Genomic DNA, 15,506 nt, shown 5'->3' on the forward strand with positions numbered 1-15,506 from the left:
GCGCAGTTGCCGGCGCGCCCTAAGAATCACTGATAGGAAACCAGCGTTGCGCCATTTTCATGGCTGAAATCTGGCTTCACGCCAAGCATGGAAGCCGAACGTCGGATGATGTTTGCAGCCATGGCGCCCGCATTCGAGGCGGCCGTCGCACCCATGCCGGGCTTTTCCGGCTTCGGTTCGTCGGCGATCGTAAGCACGATGTATTGCGGATCGTCCATCGGGAAAGCCGCAACGAAGGCGTTGAAATTCTTGTCCTTTGAGTAGCGGCCGTTGACAACCTTCTCGGCCGTTCCCGTCTTGCCGCCGACGCGATAACCTGGAACCCTGGCGTTCCTGCCTGACCCTTTCTCGGCGTTCAGTGCGTAGAGATAGCGCATGCTCTCGGATGTCTTGTCGCTGACCACTTTCTTGGCCACCGACATCGCCTGTTCCTGGGTGCGCGTCAGGAAGGTCGGCTCGATCAGATAGCCGCCATTCATCAGCGCGGCGCAGCCGACCGCCGTCTGCAGCGGCGTCGTCGACACGCCGTGACCGAAGGCGATGGTGATCGAATGGACCTGCTTCCAGACTTTGGGTTCGGTCGGGCGCGCGACCTCCGGCAGTTCCGTCTGCATCTTCTCGAGGATCCCCAGGCGATGCAGGAATTCGCGGTGCCCCTCGATGCCAACCGCTTCGGCTTCCTTGGCCGAACCGATGTTGGACGAGTAGATGAACACTTCAGGCACCGACAGGACCCGGGCCTTGCCGTGAAAATCATGGATGGTCTGACGGCCGATCCTGATCGGACGCGAAGCGTCGAAACGGCTTTCCAGCGTCACTTTGCCGGAATCGAGCGCCATGGCGGTGGTAAAGCTCTTCAAGGTCGAGCCCATTTCGTAGAGGCCGGCCGACATGCGGTTCAAGCGGTCCTTTTCCTGCGCATTGTAGGGGTTGTTCGGATCGAAATCCGGAACCGAGGCCATCGCCATCACTTCGCCGGTCTTGATGTTGAGAACGACGGCGCCCGCCGCGATTGCACGGTATTTCTCCATGCCGCTGGCGACCTCGTCACGCACCACATGCTGGACGCGCAGGTCGATCGAGAGCCGCACCGGCTTCAGATCCTTGGCCACCGCAAGTCCCGACGCTTGAAGGTCGCTCAGTCCCTGTTCGTCGATGTATTTCTCCATGCCGGAGATGCCCTGGTTGTCGATGTTGGTGAGGCCGACAATGTAGGAAGAGGTTTCGCCAGCCGGATAGAAACGGCGCTTTTCGGTGCGGAAGCCGAAGCCGGGAATACCGAGCTGCATGATATCCGATTGTTGCTTGGGCGTCAGTTGCCGCTGCAACCAGACGAAGCCGGCGCCGCTCTTCAGCTTGTGGTAGGTCTGCTCGTAGTCGATTTCGGGAAGCACCGTCGCCAGCTTTTCGATCGCCTCGTCGGCGTCGACGATGCGGCGTGGCTCGGCAAACAGCGACGCCGTCTTGATGTCCGTCGCCAGCACTTCGCCGTTGCGGTCGACAATGTCGGGCCGAGACGCCGTCACCCGGCTCTGCGGGCCGCCGGACAGATCGGGATTCTGAAAACCCAGATAGACCAGACGACCGGTGATGGTCGAATAGATGCCGAAGAACACCGCCATCGTCATCACAATGCGGGTCCTGCCCTTGCCGCCGGTCGCCTTGCGGGCGCCTTCGACCACAATCGATCCGTCCTCCAACTTGGCGCCGCTCTTCAGCAGTCTGGCAACCCTGGCGATCAATGGAACCCTCGGAATCATTGGACGATGCCTCCGGTGACCACAGGGTCCTTGCCGCCACTATCGGCCATGCCGCCCAACCGCTGGGACGAAAGGTCCTCGATTGTGACGGGTTTTGCCGGCAGATCGTCCAGCCCGATGATCTGGCGGGCGCTGACCGGCTCGAGCTCGAGTTGCGATTTATAGATGTCGGCCAGCTTTTGCAGGCGCGACGGCTGGGTAAGCAGGCTCCAGTCCGCCTTGAGCAGGTCGATCGTATCCTCCTCGTAGCGGATCTGCGCTTGGATCTTGTGCACCGCCGCCAATTGTTCCTCGGCTTCGCGCTTGGTCTTGTAGGTCAGGGCCGCAGCCGAAACCATGACGGCGATCAGGACTATGTCGCTGGTACGAAACACGTGCTCACCTCTCTCCCGGCCGGTCGGCACCGGGAAGTTTTGGGTCAGGAAGTTTTGGAAGCCCGAAAATCGAAACGTCGCCGGCGCGCGCCGGTGCGTCGGTGCGGGCAGCAGCGCGCAGCCTAGCCGAGCGCGCGCGCGGATTGGCTGATATCTCGGCCTCATCCGGCGTCACGCCGCTACCCACCTTTTTGAAGGTGGCGGTGCGCGCTTGCGCCTCGGGCAGGTGCCGCGATCCGGTCGCCGCATCAGCGCGATCGGCGATGAAACGCTTGACGATGCGGTCTTCCAGGGAGTGGAACGTCACCACGGCCAGCCGTCCGCCCGGTTTCAGCACGCGTTCAGCCGCAAACAGCGCCTTGGCCAGTTCGCCGAGTTCGTCATTGACGAAAATGCGTAGCGCCTGGAAGACGCGGGTTGCTGGATGGATCTTGTCCTTCGGCGCGCGGCCGATATGCGTCTCGATGGCGTCGGCAAGGTCGAGCGTGCGCTCGAACGGATGTTTTTCGCGACGGTTTTCGATCATCCGGGCGATGCGGCCGGCATGGCGCTCTTCGCCAAGAAACCCGAAGATGCGGGCAAGGTCGCCCACCTTGAAGCTGTTGACGACATCGGCGGCGCTCAGGCCAGCCTGCGCCATGCGCATGTCGAGCGGTCCGTCGGCGCGGAACGAAAAACCGCGCTCCGCCTGGTCGATCTGCATCGAGGAGATGCCGATGTCGAGCACGACGCCGTCAGCGCTTTCCAGATGCTCGTCCAATGTCGAGAACGGCGCCTGAACCAGCCTGAGCTTGCCGCCCGATTGTTGTTCGAGGACACGACCCGCAGCGATCGCATCCGGATCGCGGTCTATGGCGACGACCGAGGCGCCGCTCGCAAGAATTGCTTTGGTGTAGCCGCCGGCGCCGAATGTGCCGTCTACGATCACCTCGCCCGCTGCAGGCGAAAGCGCCTTCAGCACCTCGGCAAGGAGGACCGGAATGTGACGAGCCGGTCCGCCAGCGGCGTGAGGGTCGTCGCCGTAGCCCGCCATCATTCCGGTCGCTCCCCAGGCTTCGTCCCCTGCCGAAGCTGCAAAAGCCGGGCGCGTGCTTCCGTCCCATAGGCGGTGAGCCGTCCAGGCTCCCAGATCTGAAAGAAATTGCCGCGACCGACAAACGCCGCTTCCGCGGAAATGCCCGTGTGCTCGCGGATGAAATCGGTCATCGAGATGCGGCCGTCCTGATCCAGCTTGAGAAAGGTTCCATCGCCATGGCAGAAGAACGACATGTCGTCCGCCGTCTGCAGGAAGGGGTCTTCCTGCGCGATGCGCTGCTCGTAACGGTCGAGCAGGTCGAGGCCGCCGACATCCATCGCCGGACGATCCAGGCAGCGCAACGCGTAGAGTTCCGAATAGCCGCGCTTCTGCACAACCGCACGGAAATGCGCTGGAACGGACACCCGCCCCTTCGCATCGATCCTGTTCACCGCGCTTGACAGAAACCGGTCCATTACGCGTTACGGCCGCTTGCGCCGCCGCACCCCTCTGCATCTTGCCGTCCGCGCCGCCCCGGCGCGGTCCCTGCCCAAAACTCACTTCGTTCTGAAAGGCGAAAGCAGGCAAACGCGCAGCCGCCGCGGCTGCCCGATTGGCGTACGCTTCACCCTGACGCGGAACGAAGGCTTGAATATCGAAATGGGATATCATGGGGCGTTATGGGCGTCAACGGGAATAGGCTTCACAAACGCGCGCGCCACAACCGATGAGAGCAGCTTTGACGGCACTCCCGTCTTTATGCTCCATTAAGCCTAACGAAGCGTTTAGAGCCGCTTGGCCTAACCGGAGTCGGCTTGCCGCGGGTCGCTGCCACGCATAGCGTCGGCCCGTCCTTTCCCGGTCAGAAACAAGGTTGAAATCCATGTCCGAAACAGCCAAGTTCCGCGCGGCCGCACTTCCCCATCTGCGTCGCGGCAGGCTTGCCAAGGGCGCCCCAATCCCTTTGCCCCTGACTATGGCGGCCATTTTCCACGCGCCCGGCGACGCCACCGGCTTCGATCAATATGGCCGCTTCAGCAATCCGACCTGGGACGCGGTCGAACACATGCTGGCGCATCTGGAAGACGCGCCGTGTGTTGCCTTCCCCTCGGGAATGGCTGCAATCTCGGCGGTGTTTTTTGGGTTGCTCAAATCCGGCGACCGTATCCTGCTGCCGTCGGACGGCTATCACACCACCAGAGCGCTGGCGGAGCGCTTCCTGAAATCTTTCGGCGTCGCCTACGATGTCCGGCCGACATCGACCTTCCTCGACGGCGGCTTCGATGGATATCGACTGGCCTTCGTCGAAACTCCCGCCAACCCGGGACTGGATATCTGCGACATTACGGCTGTCGCCGAAGCGGCGCACAAAGCGGGCGCGATCCTGGTGGTCGACAACACGACGATGACGCCCTTCGGCCAACGACCGCTCGATCTCGGCGCCGGCATCGTTGTTGCCGCCGACACCAAGGCACCCAATGGCCATTCCGACGTGCTGTTCGGCCATGTCGCCAGCCGCAATGCGGATATCATTGCTGCCGTCACTGACTGGCGCGAAACATCAGGCGCCATTCCCGGGCCGTTCGAGGCATGGCTGGTGCATCGCGGCCTGGAAACGCTCGACGTGCGTTTCGACCGCATGTGCTCTTCCGCGGAAGTGCTGGCGCGGCGGCTGAAGGACCATCCTGCGATCAGCGGCTTGCGCTTCCCGGGGCTTAAAAGCGATCCGTCGCACAATCTTGGCCACGCCCAGATGGAGCGCTTCGGCTTTCTCATCTCATTCGTGCTCGCCTCGGAGGACAAGGCCGAGGATTTCATCAACAACTGCGCATTGATGCAGGCGGCGACGTCGTTCGGAGGCGTGCACACTTCGGCGGAACGGCGAGCGAAAAGAGGAGACGCTGTTCCGCCCGGCTTCGTTCGCCTGTCGGTCGGCTGCGAACCGGTGGAAGAGCTTTGGCAGGCGATCGAGGCGTCGTTGGACGGCATCAGCGGCTGAAGATCACGAGCCGACGTCGTCGGCCTCGATATTGCGCCGGCCATGCAGCACGCGCAGGATTTCGACTGAATCCTCGCCGACACGGTACAAGGTGAGATATTCGCCGACGACTAGATGGCGAATGCCGGGCGCAATGTCTTCGCGCGGCGCGCCTGAGAAAGGATGCAGGGTCAGCAAATCCCAACGCCTCTCCAAGGTGTCCACGAGGCGGACCGCCGCATTAGGATTGTGTTCGGCAATGTAGTCGCCGATAAGTTCGAGGTCGATCAATGCCTGAGGAAGCAGGCGGTATTTCACTCCTCAAGGCCCTTGGCCTCGGCTATTTTCAGATATTTGGCGCGCAATCGTTCCATGATTGGCGGCCCGTCCAGCGCCGGTCCGCTGTCGATCCCCTCCTGTACCAGCTTGCGCAACTCCTCGACCGTATAGCCGTGCAGATCGCGCCGGTCCTTCCATTGCCTGAGCGCGTCGCGGATCACCTCGCTCGCCGAAGCGTACTCGCCGGCGGCGACCACGTCGTCGACCGCCGCCGCCAGTTCCGGCGAAAGCGTGATGCTGCGTTTATCGACCTGACCCATGATGCGCTCCTGATATTGTCCGTATATATGGTACGATTTAATCGCACCAACTTCAAGAAACGCTTGTTTCCTGGCACAGGCCCCGCAAGCTGATTCAGTCAATGAAGCGCCTGAACCAGCAGGCGCGCCCGAAGGCGCAACCTGCTGATATCAGGGAATTTCCTTGTAGAATCTAGAAGAAATTGCCAGCTGGCCTGTAAGCCGGGTTCTGTATGGCCCTCGCCCCTTGCGGGACGAGAACGTGGCGGCCATTCATCTTGGGCGCATGTTGCCATGCGCCTCACGCAACCTACCCGGACGGTGAGCCGGAAACAGCCCTCGAGGGTTTCCCCTCGCACCGCCCCTATTCGGTCTTGCTCCCGGTGGGGTTTACCGTGCCGCTCCTGTTGCCAGTCGCGCGGTGGGCTCTTACCCCACCCTTTCACCCTTACCACGACGGATCGTGGCGGTTTGCTTTCTGTGGCACTTTCCCTAGGGTCGCCCCCGCCGGCCATTAACCGGCACCGTGTCTCCATGGAGCCCGGACTTTCCTCACCCGCAGCCTTTCGGCTTCGCGGGTGCGGCCGCCCGGCCAGCTGGCAAGGCGTATAAAGGGGTTCACGTCCGAAAACGCAAACAAAAAAGCAGGTTGTGACTTATTACGCCGGCGCCCCAAGCGCGGCCAACTGCACCTTGACCTTGCCGCAATAGGCCGCGGATATCGGGTTCATCCGCTTGGCGCCATGCCCGGCATTATACTTCAGGATCGTGCCGCAGGTCGTGCCGCCGCCGAGGTTCCGCGCCATGGCGAGATATTTCATGCCGTATTTGATGTTGGTCTCGGGATCGTAGAGACCCTTGATCGAGCCGCTGTAACCCATCATCCGCGCCGTCGACGGCTTGATCTGCATCAGGCCGATCTCACCGGCGCTGCCGACCTGGTTCGGCTGAAAGCTGCTCTCGATCATGATGACGGCCTTGGCGAGCGAGACCGGCACACCGTTGCTGGCGGCATGACGCTCGATGATCGTAGAATACTGGTCATTGCCGCCAGCGGCCGCCGCCTTCGGCGCCGTCGCCCGACTTTTCCGGCCGATCGACGCCGTCGTCGCCTGGTCGATGCGGGTCCTGTTGCGCTTCACATGCCGCTTGGAGACTGCCTTTTTTGCAGAGGTTGGCTTTTTCACTTTTACCCCAGCTTTTTCCGCCTTTGCGGATGCTGGTTTTTTCACCTTTACCGCAGCAGCTTTTACCGCCTTTGCGGAGACCGTCCTTTTTTCCTTCGCAGCTTGGCCGGCTTTCGGCGTGGCGATTTTGTCGGACGCGGTAATGAAACCCTGGTCGGCTCGCTGGCTCAGTGGCGCGCCATTGGCCGCACCGATGGCAAAAGTCATTACGCCGGCAGCAACAGCTGCCGTTAAAACGGTCAATTTCTGCATGGGATCCTGTTCTGTCTGAACCGCGCGAAGAACTTCACGCAGGTACGCTAAATCAACATCGGAACATATGGGGGGCTGTAGGTCCGACAACTTGCACGGACCGCCTTTGACGGTCGAATTAGCGGCAAAGAAGGCGGGGCAAGTCACTTTAAGTGACAGATTGTAATTTAACGACTAAGATAAAGACTACCTGGTCGGAGCTGCCCTTACGGAAGCAAGCAGTCTTTCCAGCGTGCGGATTGTCGATCCGTCGGCCACGCCATCCACTTTGCGTTGCCGGAAATGCCGCTGGAAAGCCTCGACGACGATTTCGGTCTGCCGGTCGAAAGCACCTGATATCTCCACGCCATAACCATAGAGCGCCAGCATCGACTGCAACGCCTCGACTTCAGCATCCGTGTCGCCAACTTTCAGCACCGCGCCATGCCTGACGGGTGCCGCTTCGACGAGGTGGCCGACACCGGCTTCGGACAGGGCCTTCCAGGGGAATTTCTCGCCCGGATCGATCTTGCGTCCCGGCGCGACGTCGGAATGGGCGAGCACCCGTTGAGCTGGAATCGAATGGCGCTGAACAATTCCCTTGCACAAACCGATGACGGCATCGATCTGCCGTTTCGGAAAATTCCGATAGCCCAGCGAATGCCCGGGATTGACGATCTCGATGCCGACCGAACAGGAGTTGATGTCGCTGCGTCCGAACCACGAACTCTTACCGGCATGCCAGGCACGGTCGCTTTCCCTGACCATCTGGACGATGCGGCCATCCTCATGGACGAGATAGTGCGATGAAACCTCGCTCGCCGGATCGCACAGCCAGGCTTCGGCGCCGGCGCCGGTCTTCATACCGGTGTAGTGCAGCACGACCATATCGGGCTTGGCCGTCTCGCGTCGTGGACCGAAATTCGGCGATACCCTTACCTCGGCGCTCGGCTCGTCGGGCAGGAAGCCGCTCATGCGTGCCGCAGGCCTCGTTCGATCATCTCATAGGCCGCGTTGATCGCCGCTATCCTGCTCGTTGCGATCTTGATGAACTCCTGCGGCAGGCCGCGTGCGATCAGCCGGTCGGGATGGTTGTCCGAAACCAGCTTGCGATAACGTTTTCGGACCTCCTCGAACGGTTTTCCCCTCTCGATGCCAAGCACGACATAGGGATCGGCCGCACCCAGGTCGACGTGCCGAGCCAGAATGCTCTGGTAATGCGCCTCCTCGATCCGGAAGATTTCGGCGATACGATGCAGGAACTGGCCTTCGCGCTCATGAACCAGCCCGTCAGCCTTGGCGATGTGGAACAGCCCGTCGAGAATGTCCTCCAGCATCGCGCAGTTCGAATGGCCGGAGCCGCAAAGCTGCGCCATGCGCGCGGCATAGGTCTCGAAGCCGGCGATGTCGCGCTTGGCCAGATCGTAGAGCCGCGCCACATTGCGCGTCTGCTCCTTCGGCACCTCGAATATTTGCTGGAAGGCGCGCACCTCGTCCTGCGTTACGATGCCGTCGGCCTTGGCCATCTTGGCCGACAGCGCGATCATCGCCACCGAGAAGGCGACGCGCCGGCGCAGATCCGGATCGCCGGAGAAAACCGTGCGCACGGCTTCGACCACGTCGGCGACACCCGACGAGGTTGAGGACGAAACGCGCGTGATGAAGTCGCCGAGGCGATCCCAAATCGACATGAGCACCTATTAGGGCTAACCGGGCACCGCTATCAAGCGAAGACAATGCCGCAGGGCCGGCTAACCGATTTCGCGGGATGCCTGAAGCAGCTGGCGCTAACCGTCGATCATGGAATGCACCGGCATAGCGCGCAAAACCGCAGGCCTTTGCGACATCTTGCTGTTCGTTACCGCCATGGCGGCGAGCTTCGGCTATGTCGTCTCGGGGAAACGGGCGCGGGAAATGCCGGCTGATAGGGTCGTCTGCTGGGGCGAAAAAGTGACAGACAAAACCATCACGCTTGCGGTGATGGCCATCGCCGCAAGGCGCGCGTGTCTTGAAACAGATGCGGGGAAGGCCGGCATCTTACCGGCCTTCCCGGTCCTCAGTCAGATAAACTATTGCGCCGGCGCAGGAGCAGGCTCTGCCGGAGCCGGCTCAGCCGGCTTCGTGGCGTCAGGAGCCGGCTGCATCGGCTGTTCGGCCGCCGGCGGATTGGTGCTCTGCGTGGTTGTGGCGTCCCCGCCCGTGCCGCTGTCGCTGCAAGCCGCAACGCCAAGCAGGGCAAGCGCCGAAAACGACGCAAGAATGAGTTTCTTCATGGTATCTCTCCTCTAATCACGCCCCCGCTAACGGTGACGATCGAGGACAGAATGCATCAGGCGCCTATGAGTTTCGTAACGTTGCATTTCCGTATGTAACATCATCTGCTTTTGCCGTTGCCGGTCGGGCTACTGCGAATTAACACATTGAATCAATAAAATGCCTGGGAGAGCTGCCGTGACCGCCAAATGGGATTTCTGGATCGACCGCGGCGGCACCTTCACCGATGTCATCGGCCGTGACCCGAAAGGCGGGCTGCACCCACGCAAGCTGCTGTCCGAGAATCCTGAAGCCTATGCCGACGCCGCCATCCAGGGCATTCGCGAGCTGCTTGGATTAAAATCCGGCGCTCCGATCCCATCAAGCCTGATCGGCGACATCAAGATGGGCACCACCGTTGCCACCAACGCGCTTCTGGAGCGCAAGGGCGACCGTGTGCTGCTGCTCATCACCAGGGGATTTCGCGACGCGCTGAGGATCGCCTATCAGGCGCGGCCCGACATCTTCGCCAAGGAGATCATTCTTCCCGAACAGCTCTACGAGCGCGTCATCGAGGTCGAAGAACGCGTGCGCGCCGACGGGAATGTCGAACGGCTGCTCGACATGGCCGCCTGCCGGCCGGCCATCGAGCAAGCCAGGGCGGACGGCATTGATGCCGTGGCGATCGTCTTCATGCATGCCTGGAAATATCCCGACCACGAAAAGGCGGTTGCAAAAGTCTGCAGAAAACTGGGGTTTTCGCAGATCTCCGTCAGCCATGAGGTCTCGCCACTCATCAAGCTGGTCGGCCGCGGCGACACCACGGTGGTCGACGCCTATTTGTCGCCGATTCTGTCGCGCTATGTGCAAAGGGTGGCGGGAGAGCTGGGCGCGGCGCCAATCTCCCCCCTTGTGGGGGAGATGTCGGCGAAGCCGACAGAGGGGGGCGCTGTCCCGCCAGCATCTCAGCATCCCAGTGACGTCAATCATGACACAAAGCACCCTACGGCGCCCCCCTCTGCCCTGCCGGGCATCTCCCCCACGAGGGGGGAGATCGGCCATTCCCCCCGCCTCATGTTCATGATGTCCTCCGGTGGTCTCACGGCTGCCGATATGTTCCAGGGAAAGGACGCGCTGTTGTCCGGCCCGGCCGGCGGCGTCGTCGGCATGGTCGAGACGGCAAAACTCGCCGGTTTCGACAGGGTCATCGGCTTCGACATGGGCGGCACCTCGACCGACGTCGCCCATTATGACGGCGACTATGAGCGCGCCTTCGACACCGAGGTTGCCGGCGTGCGCATCCGCGCGCCGATGATGCGCATCCACACTGTGGCCGCCGGCGGCGGCTCGATCCTGCATTACGAGGCCGGCCGCTTCCGCGCCGGGCCGGATTCGGCCGGCGCCAATCCCGGCCCGGCCGCGTATCGGCGCGGCGGCCCGCTGGCCGTCACCGACGCCAATGTCATGTTGGGCAAGCTGCAACCCGACTTCTTTCCGGCCATTTTCGGACCCGGCCAGAACGAGCCGCTCGACGTGCAGACCGTGCGCGAGAAATTCGCAGCGCTCGCCGCCGAAATCGGCGACGGCCGGACGCCGGAGGCGGTCGCCGAAGGGTTCGTCACCATCGCCGTCGAAAACATGGCCAACGCAATCAAGAAGATTTCCGTGCAGCGCGGCTATGATGTCACCGAATATCTCCTGAACTGTTTCGGTGGCGCCGGCGGCCAACACGCCTGCCTCGTTGCCGACGCACTCGGCATGGAAGCGGTGCTGATCCATCCTTTCTCCGGCCTGCTTTCGGCATACGGCATTGGATTGTCCTCGATTTTTTCGTCGCGCCAGCAGGCGCTGCTGAAACCGCTGGCGGAAGACTCCCGGCCGGCGATCGACGACCTCATCGCGACATTACAAAAAGCCGTCATCGACGAGCTTGCCACACAAGGCATAGCCGAGGACGCTGTCGCCTCGAAACCGGTGCTGCAGATCCGCTACGACGGCACCGACACCGCGTTGCCGGTGAATTTCGAGCACGGCTCGATTGAACGGGCCAAGGGCGATTTCGAAACGGTCCACAAGGCGCAGTTCGGTTTCGTCTATGACGACAAGCCGATGATCGTGGAATCGGTCGGCGTCGAAGGCATCGACACCGGCGGCACCGGCCGCGAGGAAAGTGATTCAGCCCTTGAGGACATCGCCGCAAACCCTGCGGAGAATAGGAAGATCTTCGCCGACAGCGCCTGGCGCGACGCCAGTATCTTTCCTCGCGAGACATTGAAACCGGGCAACAAGGTTGCCGGCCCTGCTTTGATCATCGAGCCGAACCAGACCATCGTCGTCGAGCCGGGCTGGCAGGCCGAGATCACCGCCAAGAACCATGTGCTCTTGCGCCGCATCGAGAAAAAGCGCCGGCAGGCGGCGCTCGGCACTGAGGCCGATCCGGTCATGCTGGAGGTGTTCAACAACCTGTTCATGTCGATCGCCGAACAAATGGGCGTGACGCTGCAAAACACCGCGTATTCCGTCAACATCAAGGAACGGCTGGATTTTTCCTGCGCCGTCTTCGACCGTCATGGCGCGCTGGTCGCCAACGCGCCGCACATGCCGGTGCATCTCGGCTCCATGGACCGTTCGGTGGAAACCATCATCCGGCTCAACTCCGGCGACATTCACCCCGGCGACGTCTTTGCCCTCAACGCGCCCTACAATGGCGGCACGCATCTGCCTGACATTACGGTGGTGACGCCGGTGTTCGAGGAAGCGCGCCCAATCTCCCCCCTTGAGGGGGAGATGTCGGCGAAGCCGACAGAGGGGGGCGCTGTCCCGCCAACCTCTCATTCTGTCACGCCCCCCTCTGCCCTGCCGGGCATCTCCCCCTCAAGGGGGGAGATCGGCCAATCGCCAAAGATCCTCTTCTACGTCGCCTCGCGCGGCCATCATGCCGACATCGGCGGCACGGCGCCCGGCTCGATGACGCCGCTTGCCACCACCGTCGACGAGGAAGGCGTGCTGTTCGACAATTTCCGCATCGTCGACCGCGGCCGGTTCCGCGAGAAGGAACTGGAGACGCTGCTCACCGACCACCCCTACCCCGCGCGCAATCCGCACCAGAACATCGCCGACCTCAAGGCGCAGATTGCCGCCAACGAAAAGGGCGTTGCCGAGCTGCGCAAGATGGTCGCGCATTTCGGTCTCGATGTCGTCGAGGCCTATATGGGTCATGTCCAGGACAACGCAGCCGAAAGCGTGCGCCGCGTGCTGGAGCGGCTGCCCGACAGTTCCGTATACGAGTATCCGACCGACACCGGCCAGGTGATCAAGGTGAAGATCTCGGTCGACCGGAAAAAGCGCGAGGCGACCGTCGACTTCACCGGCACGTCGCCGGTCATGAAGAACAATTTCAACGCTCCCGAGCCGGTCGCCCGCGCAGCCGTGCTCTATGTCTTCCGCGTCATGGTCGAGGACATGATCCCGATGAATGCCGGGTGTCTGCGACCCATCAACATCGTTATCCCCGATGGCTCGATGCTGAAGCCCGCCTATCCGGCTGCCGTCGTCGCCGGCAATGTCGAGACCTCCCAACATGTCACCAATGCGCTGCTCGGCGCCATGGGCGCGATGGCCAACGCGCAAGGCACGATGAACAACCTCACCTTCGGCAACAAGCAGTACCAGTATTACGAGACGATCTGCTCCGGCTCGCCGGCAGGCCGGATGAACAACGGCCGCGGCTTTGCCGGCACCTCCGGCGTCCACACCCACATGACCAATTCGCGCTTGACCGACCCGGAAGTGCTGGAATTGCGTTTTCCCGTCTTGCTCGAGGATTTCCACATCCGCGAAGGCTCCGGCGGCAAAGGCAAATGGAGTGCCGGCGACGGCACCAAGCGCACCATCCGCTTCCTTGAAAAGATGGAGTGCGCCATCCTGTCCTCGCACCGCAACCGCCCGCCGCAAGGCCTGGACGGCGGCGGCGATGGCGAGGCCGGCTCGACCAAGGTCCGCCGCAAGGATGGCCGCGTCGAAGTCCTAAAGGCTTGCGACCAGACGGTGCTGGAGGCCGGCGACGCCGTCATCCTCACGACACCGACGCCAGGTGGGTTTGGCGAGGCCTGAGTTAGCTTCAACAGGTTGTCACCGGCCTGTCATAACGCTGCGCTACCCGCTTGCGCCAGAGCAAATGGGGAATCGCCTTGTCATGACGGATCTTTCCGGAGAACTGGTTTTTCGCCGCGGCAAGGAAGTTGGCAAGGCCGTCTATCAGAATCGCCCGCTGTCGAAGGCCGGCCTCTCCGAACGGCTCTTCGCCTTTTTGTTTTCCGGCCTCGTCTATCCGCAGATCTGGGAAGACCCCGACGTCGACATGGACGCGATGCAGCTTGGCCAGGGCCACCGCGTCGTCACCATCGCCTCGGGCGGCTGTAACATCCTTGCCTATCTCACCCGGTCGCCGGAGAGGATCGACGCCGTCGATCTCAACACCGCCCACATCGCGCTGAACCGCATGAAGCTCGAGGCGGTGCGTCATCTGCCCTCGCAGGGCGACCTGTTCCGTTTCTTCGGCGCTGCCGAGACCCGTCACAATTCGCAAGCCTACGACCGCTTCATCGCGCCGCATCTCGATCCGGTCAGCCGCCACTATTGGGAACATCGCAACTGGCGCCGGCGTCGCCGCATCGCCGTCTTCGACCGCAATTTCTACCAGACCGGTCTGCTCGGCCTGTTCATCGCCATGGGTCACCGCACCGCCAAGTTCTTCGGGGTCGACCCGGCCGGCATCATGCAAGCCAAAAGCCTCGCCGATCAGCGCCGCTTCTTCAATGAGGAGCTGGCGCCGGTCTTCGAAAAGCCGCTGCTGAAATGGGCCACCTCGCGAAAGGCCTCGCTGTTCGGGCTCGGCATTCCGCCGGCGCAGTACGATTCGCTGATCACCTCGGGCGACGGCACCATGGCCAGCGTGCTGAAGGCCCGGCTCGAAAAGCTCGCTTGCGATTTTCCGCTAGAGAACAACTATTTCGCCTGGCAGGCTTTTGCCCGCCGCTACCCCAATCCCGGCGAGGCGGCGCTGCCTGCCTATCTCGAAAAGCGCAACTACAAGACGATCCGCAACAATGTCGACCGCGTCGCCATCCACCATGCCAATCTGATCGAATTCCTCGCCGGCAAAGATGCCGGTTCCGTCGACCGCTTCGTCCTGCTCGACGCGCAGGACTGGATGACCGACGACCAGCTCAACGCGCTATGGGCCGAGATCACCCGCACCGCGTCGACTGATGCCCGCGTCATCTTCCGCACCGCGGCCGAACCCAGCCTGCTGCCCGGCCGTGTCTCGAATTCGCTGCTCGACCAATGGAGCTATGCGGACGAAGCCTCGCGCGAATTCTCGGCCCGCGACCGTTCGGCCATCTATGGCGGTTTCCACCTTTATGTGAAGCTGTCCGCATGAGCACGACCGAACTGCCGGCCAGGCACGCCGAACCGCCGGCCAGGCATGCCGAACTGATGGACGGCGTCTACCGCTGGCAGCGCCATATCTACGACCTGACCCGCAAATATTACCTGCTCGGCCGCGACCGGCTGATATCAGGGCTGGATGTGCCCGCCGGTGGCACGGTGCTAGAACTCGGCTGCGGCACCGGCCGCAACATCGTGCTTGCCGCCCGCCGCTATCCCGACGCCCGCTTCTTCGGTCTCGATATTTCGGCCGAAATGTTGGAAACGGCCATGGCTGCCATTGCCCGCGAAGGCCTGTCCGGCCGCGTCAAGCTGGCGCGCGGCGACGCAACGGATTTCGACGCGAAAGCACTGTTTTCTGTCGAAAGTTTCGACCGCATTTTTGTCTCATATTCGCTATCGATGATCCCCGGTTGGGAGAAGACAATTTCCGCGGCACTTGCAGCCCTGTCGGCTGGCGGCTCGCTGCACGTCGTCGATTTCGGCCAGCAGGAGGCCCTGCCCGGCTGGTTCCGCACACTGCTGCGCGGCTGGCTGAGAAAATTCCATGTCGAGCCGCGTGAATCCCTGCGCGATGTCCTGGAAACGGAATCCGAGCGGATCGGCGCAAGCCTTCGGTTCAGAACACTGTATCGCGGCTATGCGTGGCTCGCCGTGGTCGGATCGCACAAATAGCTTT

At 62.2% G+C, this 15,506-nt stretch carries 14 protein-coding genes and 1 other RNA gene; 4 read left to right on the forward strand and 11 right to left on the reverse strand.

All coding sequences use genetic code 11. The annotated features are described in order from the left end of the window. Positions 1 to 26 precede the first annotated feature (26 nt). From EOC94_RS18640 to mraZ, 4 genes are read right to left on the reverse strand one after another with little or no spacing between them, the layout of a single operon-like run. Positions 27 to 1,760, reverse strand: coding sequence for a penicillin-binding protein 2 (locus EOC94_RS18640; protein WP_095483328.1), 1,734 nt, complete (start codon positions 1,758 to 1,760; stop codon positions 27 to 29). Next, positions 1,757 to 2,134, reverse strand: a complete 378-nt coding sequence (locus EOC94_RS18645) for a hypothetical protein (protein WP_127292471.1) — start codon at positions 2,132 to 2,134, stop codon at positions 1,757 to 1,759. Before EOC94_RS18645 ends, EOC94_RS18640 begins: the two co-directional genes overlap by 4 nt. A 4-nt stretch (positions 2,135 to 2,138) precedes the next feature. Further along, positions 2,139 to 3,170, reverse strand: a complete 1,032-nt coding sequence (gene rsmH / locus EOC94_RS18650; protein ID WP_095483326.1) for a 16S rRNA (cytosine(1402)-N(4))-methyltransferase RsmH — start codon at positions 3,168 to 3,170, stop codon at positions 2,139 to 2,141. After that, positions 3,167 to 3,625, reverse strand: a complete 459-nt coding sequence (gene mraZ, locus EOC94_RS18655; RefSeq protein ID WP_095483325.1) for a division/cell wall cluster transcriptional repressor MraZ — start codon at positions 3,623 to 3,625, stop codon at positions 3,167 to 3,169. The genes rsmH and mraZ overlap by 4 nt, the downstream gene beginning before the upstream one ends. A gap of 407 nt (positions 3,626 to 4,032) precedes the next feature. Between mraZ and EOC94_RS18660 the strand changes: the two genes are divergently transcribed. Continuing rightward, on the forward strand, positions 4,033 to 5,148 hold the full coding sequence (locus EOC94_RS18660; protein ID WP_127292473.1) for a cystathionine gamma-lyase: 1,116 nt from the start codon (positions 4,033 to 4,035) through the stop codon (positions 5,146 to 5,148). Between the two features lie 3 nt (positions 5,149 to 5,151). Here the strand turns inward: EOC94_RS18660 and EOC94_RS18665 are convergent, their stop codons facing one another. The 7 genes from EOC94_RS18665 to EOC94_RS18695 form a co-directional block, all read right to left on the reverse strand. Continuing rightward, a complete protein-coding gene (locus EOC94_RS18665) occupies positions 5,152 to 5,445 on the reverse strand; it encodes a type II toxin-antitoxin system RelE/ParE family toxin (RefSeq protein WP_095483323.1) in 294 nt (97 codons plus the stop codon). Next, the gene (locus tag EOC94_RS18670) at positions 5,442 to 5,726 is read right to left on the reverse strand and encodes a type II toxin-antitoxin system ParD family antitoxin (RefSeq protein WP_095483322.1); all 285 of its coding nucleotides are present in this window, start codon (positions 5,724 to 5,726) and stop codon (positions 5,442 to 5,444) included. The genes EOC94_RS18665 and EOC94_RS18670 overlap by 4 nt, the downstream gene beginning before the upstream one ends. 181 nt (positions 5,727 to 5,907) lie before the next feature. Then, positions 5,908 to 6,305, reverse strand: an RNA gene (gene rnpB / locus EOC94_RS18675) — RNase P RNA component class A. A 59-nt stretch (positions 6,306 to 6,364) separates the two neighbouring features. Next, positions 6,365 to 7,144 (reverse strand): transglycosylase SLT domain-containing protein, encoded by a 780-nt coding sequence (locus EOC94_RS18680; RefSeq protein ID WP_127292476.1) that lies wholly within the window; start codon positions 7,142 to 7,144, stop codon positions 6,365 to 6,367. Positions 7,145 to 7,330: 186 nt separating this feature from the next. Then, positions 7,331 to 8,098, reverse strand: coding sequence for an N-acetylmuramoyl-L-alanine amidase (locus tag EOC94_RS18685; protein WP_095483320.1), 768 nt, complete (start codon positions 8,096 to 8,098; stop codon positions 7,331 to 7,333). Further along, the gene (locus EOC94_RS18690) at positions 8,095 to 8,814 is read right to left on the reverse strand and encodes a DnaJ family molecular chaperone (protein WP_095483319.1); all 720 of its coding nucleotides are present in this window, start codon (positions 8,812 to 8,814) and stop codon (positions 8,095 to 8,097) included. Before EOC94_RS18690 ends, EOC94_RS18685 begins: the two co-directional genes overlap by 4 nt. Positions 8,815 to 9,192: 378 nt before the next feature. Next, a complete protein-coding gene (locus tag EOC94_RS18695; RefSeq protein ID WP_095483317.1) occupies positions 9,193 to 9,396 on the reverse strand; it encodes a hypothetical protein in 204 nt (67 codons plus the stop codon). Between the two features lie 178 nt (positions 9,397 to 9,574). Between EOC94_RS18695 and EOC94_RS18700 the strand changes: the two genes are divergently transcribed. The 3 genes from EOC94_RS18700 to EOC94_RS18710 all read left to right on the forward strand — a co-directional run bounded on the left by EOC94_RS18700 (position 9,575) and on the right by EOC94_RS18710 (position 15,502). Further along, complete coding sequence (locus EOC94_RS18700; protein ID WP_127292479.1) at positions 9,575 to 13,489, forward strand: hydantoinase B/oxoprolinase family protein; 3,915 nt, start codon at positions 9,575 to 9,577, stop codon at positions 13,487 to 13,489. A gap of 82 nt (positions 13,490 to 13,571) precedes the next feature. Next, positions 13,572 to 14,819 (forward strand): DUF3419 family protein, encoded by a 1,248-nt coding sequence (locus tag EOC94_RS18705; protein WP_245465599.1) that lies wholly within the window; start codon positions 13,572 to 13,574, stop codon positions 14,817 to 14,819. Next, positions 14,816 to 15,502, forward strand: a complete 687-nt coding sequence (locus tag EOC94_RS18710; RefSeq protein ID WP_127292481.1) for a class I SAM-dependent methyltransferase — start codon at positions 14,816 to 14,818, stop codon at positions 15,500 to 15,502. Before EOC94_RS18705 ends, EOC94_RS18710 begins: the two co-directional genes overlap by 4 nt. Positions 15,503 to 15,506: the final 4 nt, after the last annotated feature.

It is taken from the genome of Mesorhizobium sp. M6A.T.Ce.TU.016.01.1.1 (assembly GCF_003997065.1).
Taxonomy (GTDB): Bacteria; Pseudomonadota; Alphaproteobacteria; order Rhizobiales; family Rhizobiaceae; genus Mesorhizobium; species Mesorhizobium mediterraneum.